The sequence below is a fragment of the Microcoleus sp. S13_C3 genome (assembly GCF_036700905.1).
Lineage (GTDB): Bacteria > Cyanobacteriota > Cyanobacteriia > Cyanobacteriales > Microcoleaceae > Microcoleus.
Map to the genome: position 1 here is coordinate 45,773 of NZ_JAUBPT010000024.1, position 16,383 is coordinate 62,155.

Annotated in this window: 14 protein-coding genes; 7 read left to right on the top strand and 7 right to left on the bottom strand. The window is 45.1% G+C overall.

The genetic code is table 11. The features are described from left to right. Positions 1-187: 187 nt before the first annotated feature. From QUA16_RS09635 to QUA16_RS09665, 7 genes are all read left to right on the top strand, one after another. A complete protein-coding gene (locus tag QUA16_RS09635) occupies positions 188-403 on the top strand; it encodes a hypothetical protein (protein WP_333106499.1) in 216 nt (71 codons plus the stop codon). Between the two features lie 5 nt (positions 404-408). Next, positions 409-813: a hypothetical protein gene (locus tag QUA16_RS09640; RefSeq protein WP_333106498.1), complete on the top strand. Its 405-nt coding sequence runs from the start codon at positions 409-411 to the stop codon at positions 811-813. Positions 814-1,083: 270 nt separating this feature from the next. Further along, positions 1,084-3,120, top strand: coding sequence for a bifunctional serine/threonine-protein kinase/formylglycine-generating enzyme family protein (locus tag QUA16_RS09645; protein WP_333106497.1), 2,037 nt, complete (start codon positions 1,084-1,086; stop codon positions 3,118-3,120). A 243-nt stretch (positions 3,121-3,363) separates the two neighbouring features. Further along, positions 3,364-3,612 (top strand): type II toxin-antitoxin system ParD family antitoxin, encoded by a 249-nt coding sequence (locus QUA16_RS09650; RefSeq protein WP_333106496.1) that lies wholly within the window; start codon positions 3,364-3,366, stop codon positions 3,610-3,612. Continuing rightward, positions 3,609-3,935 carry a type II toxin-antitoxin system RelE/ParE family toxin gene (locus tag QUA16_RS09655; RefSeq protein ID WP_333106495.1) on the top strand — a complete coding sequence of 109 codons (327 nt, stop codon included), beginning with the start codon at positions 3,609-3,611 and terminating at the stop codon, positions 3,933-3,935. The genes QUA16_RS09650 and QUA16_RS09655 overlap by 4 nt, the downstream gene beginning before the upstream one ends. 698 nt (positions 3,936-4,633) lie before the next feature. Next, positions 4,634-6,100 (top strand): amidophosphoribosyltransferase, encoded by a 1,467-nt coding sequence (gene purF, locus QUA16_RS09660; protein ID WP_333106494.1) that lies wholly within the window; start codon positions 4,634-4,636, stop codon positions 6,098-6,100. Positions 6,101-6,830: 730 nt separating this feature from the next. Continuing rightward, positions 6,831-7,916, top strand: a complete 1,086-nt coding sequence (locus QUA16_RS09665) for a DUF3474 domain-containing protein (protein WP_333106493.1) — start codon at positions 6,831-6,833, stop codon at positions 7,914-7,916. A gap of 419 nt (positions 7,917-8,335) precedes the next feature. Here QUA16_RS09665 and QUA16_RS09670 read toward each other — a convergent pair whose 3' ends face one another. The 7 genes from QUA16_RS09670 to QUA16_RS09700 all read right to left on the bottom strand — a co-directional run bounded on the left by QUA16_RS09670 (position 8,336) and on the right by QUA16_RS09700 (position 15,709). Continuing rightward, a complete protein-coding gene (locus QUA16_RS09670) occupies positions 8,336-9,013 on the bottom strand; it encodes a cysteine hydrolase (RefSeq protein WP_333106491.1) in 678 nt (225 codons plus the stop codon). Continuing rightward, complete coding sequence (locus tag QUA16_RS09675) at positions 9,004-9,366, bottom strand: cupin domain-containing protein (RefSeq protein WP_333106490.1); 363 nt, start codon at positions 9,364-9,366, stop codon at positions 9,004-9,006. The genes QUA16_RS09670 and QUA16_RS09675 overlap by 10 nt, the downstream gene beginning before the upstream one ends. A gap of 17 nt (positions 9,367-9,383) precedes the next feature. After that, on the bottom strand, positions 9,384-10,973 hold the full coding sequence (locus QUA16_RS09680) for an ABC transporter ATP-binding protein (RefSeq protein ID WP_333106489.1): 1,590 nt from the start codon (positions 10,971-10,973) through the stop codon (positions 9,384-9,386). 402 nt (positions 10,974-11,375) lie between these two features. After that, complete coding sequence (biuH, locus tag QUA16_RS09685) at positions 11,376-12,065, bottom strand: biuret amidohydrolase (protein WP_190735225.1); 690 nt, start codon at positions 12,063-12,065, stop codon at positions 11,376-11,378. 29 nt (positions 12,066-12,094) lie between these two features. Beyond that, positions 12,095-13,021 carry an ABC transporter permease gene (locus QUA16_RS09690; protein ID WP_333156411.1) on the bottom strand — a complete coding sequence of 309 codons (927 nt, stop codon included), beginning with the start codon at positions 13,019-13,021 and terminating at the stop codon, positions 12,095-12,097. A 167-nt stretch (positions 13,022-13,188) separates the two neighbouring features. Then, positions 13,189-14,301, bottom strand: a complete 1,113-nt coding sequence (locus tag QUA16_RS09695) for an ABC transporter permease (RefSeq protein ID WP_333106486.1) — start codon at positions 14,299-14,301, stop codon at positions 13,189-13,191. 226 nt (positions 14,302-14,527) lie between these two features. After that, positions 14,528-15,709 carry a BMP family ABC transporter substrate-binding protein gene (locus QUA16_RS09700; RefSeq protein ID WP_333106485.1) on the bottom strand — a complete coding sequence of 394 codons (1,182 nt, stop codon included), beginning with the start codon at positions 15,707-15,709 and terminating at the stop codon, positions 14,528-14,530. Positions 15,710-16,383: the final 674 nt, after the last annotated feature.

Below are 16,383 nucleotides of genomic sequence, written 5' to 3' on the forward strand. Positions count from 1 at the left end.
GTAGGCTGCGTCGCATTGAACAATCTACAAATCAAATCGACAATCTCGCAGCGACGCACCGCGAGAGTCAGTCAGGTGCGTCGCCATCTCAAACCTATAAATTCCATCGAATATCCCACAGCGACACACTCTACAAACACTGTTGACCTGCTATTATCAAGATAGACGCATCGTAGGAAAACAACCGATGACACTAACAGAATTACTCCCTACCATTAGAAAACTGTCTGCGATCGATAAACGAGAGTTAATCCGTATTCTCATGGCGGAAGAAGATATCAGTGAGAATATTTTTCCTTTGGAACCTTACAAGACTTACTACTTACCAACTCCCTACGATACTTTTGGCGCTGGTGCAGCTTTGATGCAGGCAATGAATCTGGCTAACAGCGACGAAAAGTGAGTATTATGCGATTTCAATACTCTACCAATCACCCCTCTCAAGATGAGTTTGACAGCTTACCGCGCATTCCCTTGATTCTGCGCCACAATAACCAGAGAGTCGAAGTTGTTGGGTTAGTAGACAGCGGTGCAACAGTGAGTGTATTGCCTTACCAAATAGGAATTCAGCTTGGCTTAGTATGGGATGACAGCAAAGCCATTATTCGACTGGCCGGTAACGTGGGTAATCAACCAGCGATGCCAGTATTTTTCATGGCTGAAATAGGAGAGTTTGCTCCGGTAAGATTAGTATTTGCTTGGGCAAAAAGTGATAGTGTATCATTGATTCTGGGACAGACAAATTTTTTCTTAGAATTTGACGTTCACTTTTATCGTTCTCGGCTTGAGTTTGATATTGAGCTGAAGCGTTAATTTCCACCATAATTTATTGGCACGGTTCACTCCTGTGATACTTATCCTTCAATTCAGTCACAGCCAACTATAGCTACACAATGTGGGTAACGCAGAATTAAGACAATTGACAGAAGATAAGAGTCAAATTTTATCTACTTTGTCCTATCCTTTTCACAATCAAGCAGGTTTGGTTGAGACAGGTTCTTCGCACCTTTTCTACTTTCGACTGGAAGGGGATATTTGTATCGAAAGTCCTATACAATATAAACAATATCATTCATACAATAAATGATTTGCTGTATCAATCCCGACTGCCCCAATCCTCAAAACCCCGACGGGCAAACATATTGCATCAGTTGTGGTCTTCAACTCGGACCCATCCTGCGAAATCGTTTCCGCATGATCAAACTCCTCGGTCAAGGTGGCTTCGGCAGAACTTATTTAGCAGAAGATATTGATAGACTAAATCAACGCTGTGTCGTTAAACAATTAGCACCCGATGTCCAGGGAACTTGGGCGATTAACAAAGCTGTAGAATTATTTCAGCAAGAAGCCCGACAACTGCAACAGCTAGGACAACACCCCCAAATTCCATCACTTGATGCCTATTTTGAACAAGACAAATATTTGTATCTCGTACAGCAGTTTGTCGATGGTGATAATTTGTTGACGCTTTTCCAAAATCAGGGAATTTGGCAAGAAAGCCAAGTTAAGCAACTATTACTCGAACTTCTACCTGTTCTCAAGTTTATTCACCAACAAAAAATTATTCACCGAGATATCAAGCCTGAGAATATTATGTGCCGTCGCAGCGACGGTGTGTTAGTGCTGATTGATTTCGGAGTTTCTAAACAGTTGTCGGGAACAGTGATATCGCGACAGGGAACGCAAATTGGTTCGCATGGTTATGCACCGCTAGAACAAATGCAAGGGGGTGAAGCTTATGCAGCAAGCGATTTGTTTAGCTTGGGGGCGACGGCTTTTCATCTACTGACGGGGGTACATCCTTATGGTTTGTGGACGGAGCACGGTTATAGCTGGACTGGAAATTGGCAGCAACATTTGAAAAGTCCCATAGACAAGGAATTGGAATTAATTTTATCTAAGTTGTTGGCAAAAGATATCCAGCAGCGCTATCAATCAGCAGAGGAAGTTTTAAGAGATTTTCAACGTCAGTCTGGACAATCTCCCGCACCGACACCAATTCCCACAATTCCTGTGATTCCACAGCACTCTTTGCCGTTACGAACTAACACAACCAGGCGAGGTTTCTTGCAATTAGCGGGTTTTGCTGGGGGAGGATTTGCATTAGCTGTGCTGGGTCAAAGTTTGTTGAACAACAAAACTTCTTCATCTTCACCAAATCTTCCACCTTCATCCAAAAATGCGGCCCCATCTCCTAAATCATCAGCTCAAAAATCATCTCCAAAAACTACAGCCAAAAGTTCATCGCCAAAACCATCTCCACAATCTGTAGCAGAAAGTCCATCGCCAAAACCATCTCCCAAACCATCTCCCAAACCCGCACCAGAAACTCCAAAACCTACGCCATCTTCCAATGCTTTAAAAAGCTTTACTTTTGAAACAGTGACAGTCAACTCAACGGGGCAAATCGCCAACCGCCGTCAAGGAAAAGCACAGGCTTTTATAGAAAATATGGGGAATGGTATTACTCTAGACATGGTAGCAATTCCTGGTGGCAGTTTTGTGATGGGTTCCCCCGATACGGAAGCCGGACGAAGTAGTTATGAAGGGCCGCAGCGTACCGTGAATATCCCCGCTTTTTTTATGGGTAAATATGAGATCACTCAAGAACAATACCAAGCGGTGATGGGAAATAACCCTTCTGAGTTCAAAGGTGCGAAACTTCCTGTCGAAAAAGTAAGCTGGAATGACGCTGTGGAATTCTGCAAGCGCCTTTCTCAAAAAACAGGCAAGACTTATCGCTTACCTTCAGAAGCGGAATGGGAATATGCTTGCCGCGCCGGAACTAAAACACCTTTCTATTTTGGTGAAACAATTACCCCGGATTTAGTTAATTATAATGGCAATAATCCCTACGCTGGGGCATCGAAGGGACTTTACCGCAAACAAACAACTGATGTCGGGAATTTTTCACCCAATGCTTTTGGACTTTATGATATGCACGGAAATGTTTGGGAATGGTGCAGTCATCTCGACAACGATCGAAGCGATCGCCGGGTGCGGTGTGGCGGTTCCTGGAAGGACGCTGCGGTGAATTGTCGCAGTGCGTATCGTCTTAGCAATTTGGCGGGCGATGGTTACTCGGACATCGGTTTTCGCGTGGCTTTGGTTTCCGCGTAGTCTCCGGTTTCTGGTGTTGTGCTTTAGTCTCCCGCGAGGACTATTCTTTTAAGACTCGGCAGTTTTAACCTGGTTGATAAATATAGTCCTGGACGCATCAAAAGCTTCATAACCGGGTTTTTTGCGGTTTTTGCGGTTTGTAGCGCGTCTTCTGGGCAAAAAAACTAGGTTCCTAACCACCCGCGCATAAGTCCTATAATAGTTAAAATATGCCAAGGTCACACATCAGGAAGGATAAAAAATATGACCCTCAATCTTCCTCTTCCCGATTCAATTCAAAATTTTATTAACGAACAAGTGGCAATCGGAGGCTACAGTAATGCAGCGGAATACATCTTGCATCTAATTCGCCAAGAACAAGCAAGACTCGCGCGGGTTGAGTCGTTATTGTTGGCTGGTTTGGATAGTGGCAATTCTATAGAGATTACCGATGATTGGTGGGAGCAAAAACGCGCTCATTTGGTGCAGAAACTTGACCGACAGCAGCAATGACTAAACGGATTGTCATTACACCAAGAGCAAGTCAAGATTTAGACGAAAATTTTGCTTATATTGCTCAAAATAATCTTGATGCTGCATTGCGTTTTTTTGATGCAGCACGTCAGACCTTTGCGAGATTGGCTCAAATGTCGGGAATGGGTCGCCTGTATCCGGTTCAAAATCCACGGTTGGAGGGTTTGCGAAGATTGTCAGTTAGGGGTTTTGAGAATTATCTGATTTTCTATCTGTCTTTTGATAACTATATTAAGGTAGTGAGAATTCTGCACGCCGCGAGAGATTTAGAGGAAGTTTTGTCAGGAGATGAAGCTGATTGACTTTGTAGAGTAGGAAAATTTTTCAGGCTGCAAACTCTCCATCCCACCGTTAACTCCTGTCGAGATTACTTAATACTCGATCGCGCCCAAAATTGACATTACATGGCCGCACAGATTCCCATGATGATATAGTATGTCAATCTCACAGAAAAGTCAAGCTCGATCGCCCTTAAATTCTAATATTTCAAAAAGCCCGTGAAGCAATTTTATAATTTATTTGCCATTGCATGATCGCCTATCTCTTCGTTCCCCTCGGTTGGGACGAGAGTTTAACTCTTAAGCGATTTCAAGAGACTGCTGGCGAATTTAAAAGTGGTTTCACCCCTCACCCGTAAAAATAGTGGCTCTGGACTAAATATTTAATTAACCATATAGCTATTAAGTGGTCATAACGAAAGAAAATGCTGCATTCGTGATGTGATGGGTAACACCCTTGGCGAATTCGCCAACAGTATTTTTCAATCGCCGATTCCCTCGCCCACAATTAATCAAGGTTAATATAGGATCAGGGGGCGATCGATACTACAATGCGATTGAACGCCGCATCGCTTCTGTCTGAAATGCTACACGATTTGGAAATAATGACAGATCCGTGGCAAGATTAAGGGAATGTTAAGTTATGCGACGCCTTCGCAAACAAGATTTCCCGCTGAAACTGTCCCCCTAACCCACCTTCCCCATTAGGAACCCACCCATCTATGATTCCCAACCATTCCTTCGCGGCTGACGAGCATTCTAGCAAACCCGACAAGCCCGAGGAAGCTTGTGGCGTTTTCGGTATCTACGCACCGGGTGAAGATGTAGCCAAGTTGACGTACTTCGGTTTGTATGCCTTGCAGCACCGGGGTCAGGAATCAGCAGGAATTGCCACCTTTGACGGTGACAAAGTACACCTGCACAAAGATATGGGACTGGTTTCCCAAGTCTTCAACGAATCGAGTTTAGGTCACTTGCCCGGTAACTTAGCCGTAGGGCACACTCGCTACTCTACTACCGGCTCGTCGCGCGTGGTCAACGCTCAGCCTGTGGTTGTCGAAACTCGTTTGGGAAGTCTGGCATTAGCACATAATGGGAATCTTGTCAATACAAAAGAATTGCGGGAAGAATTGCTGTCTCGGAAGTGCGAATTTGTCAGCACGACGGATTCAGAGGCGATCGCAGTGGCGATCGGCTCCGAGGTAGACAAGGGCAAAGACTGGCTGGAAGCAGCGATCAGTGCGTTTGCTATGTGCCAAGGAGCCTTTAGTTTGACGATCGCCACCCCCAAAGGCGTGATGGGAGTCCGCGACCCCCAGGGCGTCCGCCCGCTGGTAATTGGCATCCTCCCCACAACTCCGGTACGATACGTTTTAGCATCGGAAACTTGTGGCTTGGATATTATCGGTGCTGAATTTTTGCGGGACGTAGAACCGGGAGAATTAGTTTGGATTACAGAGGAAGGTATGGCTTCGTTCCACTGGAGTCAGCAACAAAAGCGCAAACTTTGCATCTTTGAAATGATCTATTTTGCTCGCCCCGATAGCCAAATGGAAGGTGAAAGTTTGTACAGCTACCGACTGCGGATCGGGCGTTTGTTGGCAGCAGAATCTCCGGCTGATGCTGATATAGTCATCGGCGTTCCCGATTCTGGAATCCCGGCGGCGATCGGCTTTTCTCAAGCTTCCGGCATTCCTTACGCCGAAGGATTGATTAAAAACCGCTACGTGGGGCGCACTTTTATTCAACCGACTCAGACAATGCGGGAGTCAGGAATCCGCATGAAACTCAACCCTCTCAAAGATGTGTTGGAAGGAAAGCGAGTAATTATTATCGACGATTCGATCGTGCGCGGTACTACCAGCCGCAAAATTGTCAAAGCCTTGCGGGATGCGGGCGCAACAGCAGTTCACATGAGAATTTCTTCGCCGCCGGTGACTCATCCGTGTTTCTACGGGATCGACACCGACAATCAAGATCAGTTGATTGCTGCTACTAAGTCAGTCGCAGAAATCGGCGCCCAAATTGGGGTCGATTCTTTGGCTTTCTTGAGTTGGGATGGAATGCTGAAGGCGACTAACGAAGACCCGATGAGTTTTTGTTCGGCCTGTTTCACTGGCGATTATCCGATCGACGTTCCAGAAATGGTAAAACGGTCTAAGCTCATATTAGAAAAAGCTGGAACCTAGAAAATCTAAAAGCGAGAAAGCGATCGCCCGTCACTTTCCGCTATTTAGGGATTTTCAAGTTTTTCTGGTAAGTCATTGCCAGAATGTGTGTAGAAATGTTACATTAACTTAGCTTTAGCAATTCTTGCAGAATTGGTGAACTGTAGTGAACAGTCGCTTGGGTATCACTTGCGTGAAACCCAACCCTCGGATTGGAGATTTGAGATTGGAGATTTGAGATTTGTGCTTGAATCTAAAATCGCCAATCTAAAATAGATGGTTTTTCCTTACACTCTCGTTCACAATTCCTGCTCGAAACGCTGTATGCTACCTGCAGACTGGAGGTAGTTCCTCCAGATGTCCACTCTCAGATTGAAGTCGCATTTCGCACCAACAACGGGCACATGAGATTTTTTCAGATAACAGGGTCGATCGCACTAATTTTTCCCACACAAGTATTCCACAAGCCAACTTGCTTGAGAATCGCGGACGGGCTGTTCATGCGAACTAAAGAACTTTAGAAACCCTTGCAGAGTAAAAAATATGGCTCCTTGCAGTTTGAATGTTACCTCACCTGCATAGGGATACAAGCCCCCCACATGAGTCGGGGAGAGCCAAAAAATTTAGATCTTAGTTAAGCCCCCAGATTCATCTGTGGAGTGAATCTAAAATCTAAAATCTAAAATCTAAAATCGATTGACTGTTACAAGGCGGAATGCGGTTTCTCAAGTCAGCTTAAATCGGAAACTTCGTGCAATCAAATACTGTTCTCAATCCCCCGAGCACTCAAGGCTCGTTCTCTCGTACAACAGAGTTACCCTTTACTCTTGCTGATATCAAGGCAGCCATTCCCGCCCACTGTTTTGAACCCTCTGCCGGGAGATCTCTGGCTTATTTCTTTTTAGATATTGGCATCATCGCAGGTTTGTATGCGATCGCCTACACCGTAGATTCCTGGCTCTTTTACCCAATCTTTTGGTTGATGCAGGGAACCATGTTTTGGGCATTGTTTGTAGTGGGTCACGACTGCGGACACGGTTCATTTTCTAAGAGCAAATGGCTCAACAACCTGATCGGACACCTCTCCCACGCTCCAATTCTCGTGCCTTTCCACGGTTGGCGGATCAGTCACAGAACCCACCACGCAAATACAGGCAGCTTAGAGAACGATGAAAGTTGGTATCCGGTATCGGAGAGCAAATACAATCAAATGCCTTGGTACGAAAAGCTGGGACGCTTTTATTTGCTGTTATTTGCCTATCCAATTTATCTATTTCGCCGATCGCCCGATCGAACTGGTTCTCACTTCATGCCCGGTAGCCCGCTTTTCCGTCCGTCCGAAAAATGGGATGTGTTGACGAGTTCCGCATCCTTGGTACTGATGGTAGGCTTTTTAGGCGCGCTAACCTATCAGTTTGGTTGGCTGTTTTTACTCAAGTTCTACTTGGTTCCCTATGTAGTGTTCGTGATGTGGCTGGATTTGGTAACATTCCTGCACCACACAGAAGCCGATATTCCTTGGTATCGCGGTAATGATTGGTCTTTCTTGAAAGGTGCATTGTCTACGATCGATCGCGACTACGGAATCATCAATTCCATCCATCACGACATCGGCACCCACGTAGCCCACCACATTTTCTCGACAATGCCGCACTATCACTTGAAGGAAGCAACGGAAGCAATTAAACCAGTGTTGGGCGATTATTATCGCAAGTCAACCGATCCACTTTGGAAGAGCTTTATTCGCTCTTACTGGGATTGTCATTTTGTCTCCGATACAGGTTCTGGAGTTTACTACGAATCACCTAACAGTCGGCGATCGGCTGAAGTTAAGTAGCTTCAATAAACAATAGAATACGTAAAAACCCGGCTTCTTAAAGAAACCGGGTTTTTCATTATTTTTGCGCGTGTTTCATCAGATGTTTCATATCGTTTCCGGTTGTATCGGAATGATTTAACCGCAGAGGGCGCAGAGAACGCAGAGGGAGAGAATACAGAGATGAATACAGGACGATGCTACCGGATTTGATATCACATCTGGAGGGGTGACAAACCGCCCCAAACCCAGAGTTCTCTTCTTTGTGGAACAGGCCGGAAAGCCTGTTACTGACAATAGTACAACCTCTCAGCTTTATAGACCTCTTTGTCACCCCCCCAGCTAGCTGCATCGAGGTTTTCAGCCTTCATTGTCCCGAAAAAATATATCAGCCACTACTTTTTACCCCAAACATCCGGGATAGCCGACAGTTTTTTAATTTAAGGCTGCGATTTTTCCAAAGCTTGTATTACTACTTCAGCCTTTGCAGTCCAACCAATAATACCGCCTTGGGCGCGAATCATATCGATCGCACTCTGTTTAAACTCTGGAAAGTAACTAGCTGTAGCATCCTCAACGAGTAAACATTCAAACCCCCGATCGTTAGCCTCACGCATAGTTGTTTGAACGCAAACCTCAGTCGTGACTCCAGTAAAAATTAGGTGAGTAATCGCTTTTTCACGAAGAATTAATTCCAAATTAGTGTGATAAAAAGCGCCCTTACCTGGTTTATTAATTACTATCTCATCAGGCATAGGTGTCAATTCTGAGATAATTGAATTGCCAGGTTCACCCAAAATTAAAATTCGTCCCATTGGGCCTCGATCGCCAATTTTCAGTTTACTTTGACCCCGCTTTTGCTTAGATAGAGGACAATCAGAAAGGTCAGGTTGATGACCTTCTATAGTGTGAACAATAGGGAGATGGCGATCGCGAAATGCCTCTAACAACTGCTTTACCGTTGGCACGATCGCCCGTAGTTGGCTGACATCATTGCCTAAAGCTTCACCAAATCCCCCAAGCTCCAAAAAATCTCGCTGCATATCGATGATAACCAAAGCCACCCCGCCAGAGACTGGCAGTTCATAATCATAAGGTTGGGCAGATATTAAGACCATAACGAGATAGGTTTTTCCCAAATTACTAGGACTATGCAGCCAGCTTGGCTGACAACACTGTGGTTACTGTTAGGGGGGTTAATGACAAAGGTTCCGGCTTGGTGTTCGCCATTCTGGTCAGTTTGCGACCCAGTTAGTACATAAATATGTTCAAAACCAGTATGCGTGTGCTTTGGGACACTTGCTCCCGGCTGATACCGCAATAGAGCAGCAGCCGATCCACTTGTGTTGTCACCATAAAGTCGGTAGATTTCAACCCCATCACGGAATGGTTGCCAAGCCAACTCATTCTGCCACGTCGCGATATTAGGTAAATCCTTAAGGAGCAAAGCTTGGTTCAGTAGTTCAGTCATAGGTATTCCAAAATTGATTAGTGTCCTGCCATACTCTTACCTATCTGAACAAAATCTGCATCTGCGATCGCACTTTCATAAGTAAAATTCCCGCCACTAATTACCAAAACCCGATCGGACAACTTCAGCAGTTCATCTAAATCTTCGCTCACCAATAACACAGCTACACCTCGGTTGCGAGCCTCAATAATCTGACCGTGAATGTACTCCACAGCAGCAAAATCTAGACCAAAGCAAGGATTAGCGGCAATTAGTAACCTAATATGTTCGGAAGAGAGTTCCCGCGCTAATACTGTGCGCTGTACATTTCCCCCCGACAGATTGCCGATAGGGGTATCTGGCGAAGGCGTTTTTATTTTGAAAGTATTAATTAAGCTCTTAGCCGCCTGCCTAATTTCTTTCAGGATGAGTAAGATACTCGCTTTAGCTTGAGGAGGGCGATCAAACGTCCGCAGGGCTAAATTTTCTGCCACACTCATGTGTGGCACACAAGCATTATGAAGCGGTTCTTCTGGTAGTGCGAAGACCTGATGTTTAAACATCTCGGCTCGTGTTGCTGTATAAACTTCACCATTAACCAGCACATTTCCACCTGTAGCAGAACGCTGACCAGCCAACACCTCCACCAGTTCCCGCTGACCATTGCCAGAGATACCTGCAATCCCAACGATTTCGCCGCTGTGAACCGTGAGATTTACTCCTGTCAATACCTCCATACCGTTGTCTTTATTAGCATAAAGGTCTTTAACTTCAAGGACAGGAATAGTCGTTGGGGGGGCTGTCTTTTCAACTTGTGTTGGCTCACGCCTTTCACCCATCATCATTTCAGACATATCCGAGACAGTCAGATCCTTTACCAAACCCTGACCTGCAAACTTCCCTTTACGCAGCACCGTAATGCTATCGCAAAACGCCATCACTTCCCGGAATTTGTGACTGATAATTAACACGCTTAATCTTCCAGCAGTAACTTCTGCGCGCAGTAAACCTAAAACCTCATCGGCTTCCTGCGGAGTCAGCACCGAAGTAGGTTCGTCCAAAATCAAGATCCGACTCTGAAGATATATCTGTTTAAGAATTTCTAGCTTTTGTTTTTCCCCAGCAGCTAATTGAAAGACCGGCGTATCTAGAGGAACTCGGAAAGGAGCAGTTTTCATAAAAGCCTTTAACTGCTCGTACTCGGCTTTCCAGTTAATCAAATTAGGGCTATCAAAGCGTGACAAAACCAGATTTTCCGCTACAGTCATCGCAGGCACAGAGGTGAAGTGCTGGTAAACCATGCCAATGCCGTACTTATGAGCATCGCGAGGACTTGCGATCGTGGTTTCCTGCTTATCAATCAAAACTTGGCCTGAAGTAGGAGTATAGAAACCCATGACACATTTAACAAGGGTACTTTTGCCGGCTCCGTTCTCGCCCAGCAAAGCATGAAACGTCCCTGGTTTTAGCGTCATCGAGAAGTTATCAAGTGCAGTCATCGTGCCAAACCGCTTAGTCATGTTAACCACCTCTAGTTCTGGTGGTTGAATAAAGTTTTGAATTTGGAATTTTGAGTTGTCAATTTCCAGTGCTAATTTTCGATCTAGAGAATCAGTTACTTCCGTCATGTTTTTGTCTCCTTTGTAAAGTTTCCAGCTGATCGGCTACTTATGAGATTTAAATTTTTAGTGAGAGCGTCGGGCTCATTTCAATCTTTGAAGTATTAATCTCACGTAGTAATATTTGCCTTCTTATCTGCGTTTATCTGTTTTCATCGGCGGTTAAGATTTAACCCCTGATTCCTACCGATAAAGTTTCACATCACTCTTAAACTCCAATACGCTTGGGCCCGAGCCCGATCCCCCCTAGCCCCCCTTAAGAAGGGGGGGACAAGAACTTACTTAAAGTCAACCCCTACTCCCCTTCTTAAGGGAAATTTAGGGGGATATCCGAAGAATAAACAGTTTTAACTGAACCGTATTGTCTTAAACTCCCGTTCCCACCTAACATAATATAACTTGAGTTTTTCCTCAAAATTCATCATTCAAAGCTTTGATAAATGCTTCTGAATCAGCAACCGTTCCAAACACTCCTCCCTGCATCTGGATCATCTTAAGTGCCGCCAAATGGTTGCCATAATCTGTTGCGCCTGTACAGTCAGATAAGAGCAAACATTCATAACCGCGATCGTTTGCATCTCGCATTGTGGTATGCACGCAGACATCGGTTGTAATGCCAGCCAAGACAATATTTTGAATGCCTTTGCGTTTCAGTAGCAGATCTAAATCCGTGGCATAAAAGGAGCCTTTTCCAGGCTTGTCAATCACCGCTTCACCAGGCAAAGGCGCGAGTTCTGGAATGATTTCCCATCCTGCTTCACCTCGAACGAGAATTCTGCCGCAGGGGCCGGGATCGCCAATTCCGGCGTTAATTTGGCGCGATCGCCACTGCTTGTTTTCTGGTAAATCTGCTAAGTCGGGGCGGTGTCCTTCGCGGGTGTGCATGATATGGAAGTGCTTCGCCCGTGCCACTTCTAAGACTTGCTTGATTGGCTCAATAGGAGCGCGAGTCAGTGACAAGTCGTAGCCCATCTTATCAACATATCCACCAATGCCGCAGAAATCAATTTGCATATCAATTATCAGCAGCACCGTATTTTCTGGGCGCAAATCGCCATTGTAAGGATAAGGATATGGTTCAGCTTCTACAAAACGTCCCATGTTTATCTTCCTTGCGATAAATTCTTGTTTTACGTGTTAGTTCCTAAAGATCCAGGCGCGCCTGTCAAAGTTCGTTTCGGCGAACAAGTAATAATCATGATCGCCAGCGTCAGGATGTAGGGCGAAGCATTGAATAAGTAGTAATAGGAATCGACCCCTACTGATTGCAAAGCCGGGCCGATCGCCTGCGCCCCCCCAAAGAGCAACGAGGCGTATAAGCACTGAACTGGATTCCAACGGGCGAAAATTACCAGCGCTACCGCCATGAGTCCTTGACCGCTAGAGATGCGTTCTGTCCAACTACCGGGATAGTAAAGGGATAAATAAGCACCACCAATTCCAGCTAAGAAACTGCCTGCGATAATGCAGAGCATACGAACTTTATTAATGGAGATTCCCATTGCTTTGGCAGCATCGGGACTATCCCCAACTGCACGAATAAATAACCCCCAGCGAGTTGATTTAAAGAACCACTGCATTAAAGGGGCGATCGCTACACCTAACAAAAATAGGGGACAAATTTGTAGCGCTGATTGCACCGGAGGCAGATGACTCCAAGCACCCAGAGGTAAACTAGGCAACTGGGTGGCACTTGGTTGAATAAAAGGTTTGCCAAAAAAGAAAGCAATGCCGCTACCAAAAATAATCATGGCGATGCCTACGGCAATGTCGTTTACTTTTGGTTGTATGCACAGCCAAGCGTGGATACAACCTAGTACCATGCCCGCTAGACCAGCGGCTAAAACACCTAACCAAGGCGATCCAGTTTGATAAGAAATAGCATAGGCACTCATCGCACCCGTTAACAGTGTCCCTTCTAAGCCCAAATTAATCTTGCCGCTTTTTTCAGTCAGGCATTCGCCCAAACTGACGAACAAAAATGGAGCGCTACCCCGCAAAGTTCCTGCTAAAATACCTAAAGGTACTCCCCACCAACCTAATACTTCTGCTGCCATTGTTGATTCCTCCGATTTGAGATTTTGGCTTAACGTAAGCTGTTCGGCATTTAAAAGACGATAGTATGGTGCGTCAGTACAGAAGTGTTGCCCTTGTAAGCGTAAGTCTTCTAACTGACGCACCCTACAAGCCTCGTTAGTGGTTTAAATGCGTAACAGCTTATTGCTTAGACAGTGGCTATTGATGGCTGCTCGCTAGAAGGTGGCTGCTGAGGGCGATCGGTTGATCGTTCTTTGAAAAATGGCAAACGTCCGTAGAGCGATTCGCTATACAGAACTACCAAAAAGACTAACCCTTGGAACACTAAAACCGTTGCATCGGGCAGTCCATGTGCTCGTTGCAAGATGCCACCACTAGCAAGAATGCCGCCAAGCAGAATTGCCACAATAGTCGCAGCAAGAGGGTTGTGTCGAGCAATGAATGCAACTAAGATACCGCTGTAGCCATAGTTAGCATTAAGTGATTCGTTAGCTCGACCATGCACGGCGGCGACTTCCACCATGCCTGCCAAACCCGCACAAGAGCCAGCTAGGAAACAGATTGCCATTGTCAACTTGCCGACAGGAAGTCCGGCAATTCGAGCAGCGCGGATGTTACCTCCAGCCGTTCTAGCTGCAAAGCCAAATGTAGTACGTTGGATCAGGAAGTAGGCGATCGCACAAGCAACCAACCCATAAATTAGACCGTAGTGAACGCGGGTTCCTGGAATATTTCCTAACATATTCACATCAGGAATTGGGTAACTAGAAATTTTATTGACACTGCTGGGGTCACGCATCACGCCGCCGACTAAATGATTCAGCAGGGCGATCGCAATATAATTCAACAACAAGCTGCTAATTGTCTCATTCACTGCCCGGTAATAGCGCAAAGCTCCCACTGCACCAATCCACACACCTCCACAGACAATTGCTGCCAGCGCCATTGCAATTTGGACTAACGTCGGCGGTGCAGAAGATAAAGCCAGTCCAGTGGCTACAGCCCCCAGACCCCCAACTACTAAAGCGCCTTCGTTGCCGATAATCACCAACCCCAAACGGGCAGGCAAAGCCGTACACAGGGAACTCAACATCAACGGTGCAGCCCTGATCAGGGTGTTTTGGAATGAATGCCAACTGCCAAACGCTGCTTTGTAGATTGAGGCATAGACAGCAAAGGGATTAGATCCAGCCGCAGCACAAAAAATTCCAAATAATACCAATGAGAAGAGGATGGCGGCGATCGGGATACAAACCGCTTCCAAAGTTGTACGCCAGTTTTGACGGTTAATCATCATCATAATAAAACATGAATTACTAAGAAAATGATGAGTGTTGAATGAAAAACTTGCTTGTATAGCAGTTGCCGACGGGCGTGAAATACTTTCTTAGGAATGAGAATTAAATAACTTACAATGCGTGATAGTTCTTGTGGGATGGGCGTCCCGCCCGTCCAGAAAGGGCGGGCTATAAGCCCAACCCCTACTCCCCACAAACTTCTGTAAATTATTTAATTCGCGATCCTAATTAACTCGTAACTTTGCCGATGACGCCTGATGCCAGCCAATTCATCTTTTCTAGTTCTGCGTCTTGCTGCTTGTAATCCTTACCTTCAGCAATCACAACTTTCCCGGTGTTATCTTTTATTTCCCCCTTATAAATGACCATGCTGCCATCAAGAAACTTACTCTTAGCAGCATCAGCATCTTTTTGCGCTTCGGCAGTTACGGCGCTACCGTAGGGCGACAGCTTCAAAAAACCATCCTTCAAACCACCACGTACTAAATGGGGAATGCCTCCGTTCATTAGCGTCTTGCCAGCATTAAGCATTTCAGCATACTTAGAATAGACATTCGTCCAGTCCCACTCGGCACCTGTTAAATATCCCTTGGGCGCAAGTTGGGCTTGACTCGCATGGTAGCCAGTACAGAAAATGCCTCGTTTCTCAGCCGTTTCTATCACCACTTTGGGGCTATCTACGTGACAGGTAATTACATCAACACCCTGGTCAGCCATACTATTAGCAGCATCAGCTTCTTTAACAGGCAAAGACCAATCTCCTGTAAAAATCACCTGAGTTGTAACTTCTGGCTTAATGCTACGTGCCCCTAAAGTAAAGCTATTGATATTGCGTAATACTTGCGGTATGGGTTTAGCAGCAATAAATCCTAATTTTCCGGTTTTAGAGGCGTGGGCGGCAACAATGCCTGCTACGTACTCACCCTCATCAATGTAGCCAAAATAGCTGCCAACGTTATTTGGATGCTTACCTTCCTGATAAAGTCCACCGCAGTGGAAGAATTGTACCTCCGGGTAATCCTTTGCCAGTTTGAGAATATGGGGGTCAAAGTACCCGAAGGACGTAGGGAACAGAACCGTTGCCCCATCCTGTTCAATCATGTTCCTCATGGTTTCTTGTACCGATGTAGTTTCAGGAACATTTGCTTCCTCTACGGTTTTTACCCAGGCTAATTTTGAAACCCCAGCGTTCCCTTCGGCTTGGGCTTGATTGTAGCCGTAGTCATCTTTGGGGCCAACATAAATAAATCCCATCACAATTGGCTTATCTTTTCCAGGCGAGTTTGCTTGAACCTCTTTAGCAGGAGTACATCCAGTCCAAAGGCGCGAGGTGACTGCAAACGCTGTAGTAGATAAAATCCCACGAATTACTTGACGCCGAGGTATAAACAATGACTTTTTGGTACTCATTCTCTATGTTCTCACTAAAAGTATTTAAGAGGAATTCATAGCTAAGCTGTAACGCTTATACTTGCTGGGAATTGCTAGATAGATTCACGCTACATTGGCCAGCTTTTAGTCGAGCTATTCAGCAATGAGATTAAATGCGTTAATAACTATTTACATTCACATCACATCGTGAATTTAATGAAAAAGATACATGGTAAACCAAAACTAATTCTAATATAAAATTAGTTTTGGCTGGAAAGGTTCTTTTAGGAAAGTCGAATCCCCTAAAAATTAATGATGTTTATCATATCCCAATTACTTTTAGTGGTAACTTTTTTTATAAAAACTTAATAATATTCGCCAAATTGTCTCCCAAAAAGTTCGCTAGAAACAAAATTAAACAATAATGTTCACCACAAACAAAAAATATTTTTTTAGTTCGGACACGCAACTAGCTTTTTAGTCTTGGACGCAACTTAAAAATAAGTCTAGGCTGAATCAAAAACAATAGAAATCGAGCTTATAAAATCAGAAAAAATGTTATTGATTTCTAATAACAGTCAATAATCCGAGCAAGTTTTATGAGGACTGAAGTCTTCACTACCAACTCTATAACGGTGGGAGCATCTCACCTTTGCAGCCCTCCGCTAGAAATTGGAGTTTTGAGGCAGGAGGCAGGAGGCAGGAGGCAGAAG

Bases quoted from the DNA above. Each gene is read 5' to 3' on its own strand.
- QUA16_RS09680 (WP_333106489.1), bottom strand. From the start codon at position 10,973: ATGACGGAAGTAACTGATTCTCTAGATCGAAAATTAGCACTGGAAATT.
- QUA16_RS09690 (WP_333156411.1), bottom strand. From the start codon at position 13,021: ATGGCAGCAGAAGTATTAGGTTGGTGGGGAGTACCTTTAGGTATTTTA.
- biuH (WP_190735225.1), bottom strand. From the start codon at position 12,065: ATGGGACGTTTTGTAGAAGCTGAACCATATCCTTATCCTTACAATGGC.
- QUA16_RS09635 (WP_333106499.1), top strand. From the start codon at position 188: ATGACACTAACAGAATTACTCCCTACCATTAGAAAACTGTCTGCGATC.
- QUA16_RS09640 (WP_333106498.1), top strand. From the start codon at position 409: ATGCGATTTCAATACTCTACCAATCACCCCTCTCAAGATGAGTTTGAC.
- QUA16_RS09675 (WP_333106490.1), bottom strand. From the start codon at position 9,366: ATGACTGAACTACTGAACCAAGCTTTGCTCCTTAAGGATTTACCTAAT.
- QUA16_RS09695 (WP_333106486.1), bottom strand. From the start codon at position 14,301: ATGATGATGATTAACCGTCAAAACTGGCGTACAACTTTGGAAGCGGTT.
- QUA16_RS09655 (WP_333106495.1), top strand. From the start codon at position 3,609: ATGACTAAACGGATTGTCATTACACCAAGAGCAAGTCAAGATTTAGAC.
- QUA16_RS09650 (WP_333106496.1), top strand. From the start codon at position 3,364: ATGACCCTCAATCTTCCTCTTCCCGATTCAATTCAAAATTTTATTAAC.
- QUA16_RS09670 (WP_333106491.1), bottom strand. From the start codon at position 9,013: ATGGTCTTAATATCTGCCCAACCTTATGATTATGAACTGCCAGTCTCT.
- QUA16_RS09700 (WP_333106485.1), bottom strand. From the start codon at position 15,709: ATGAGTACCAAAAAGTCATTGTTTATACCTCGGCGTCAAGTAATTCGT.
- purF (WP_333106494.1), top strand. From the start codon at position 4,634: ATGATTCCCAACCATTCCTTCGCGGCTGACGAGCATTCTAGCAAACCC.
- QUA16_RS09645 (WP_333106497.1), top strand. From the start codon at position 1,084: ATGATTTGCTGTATCAATCCCGACTGCCCCAATCCTCAAAACCCCGAC.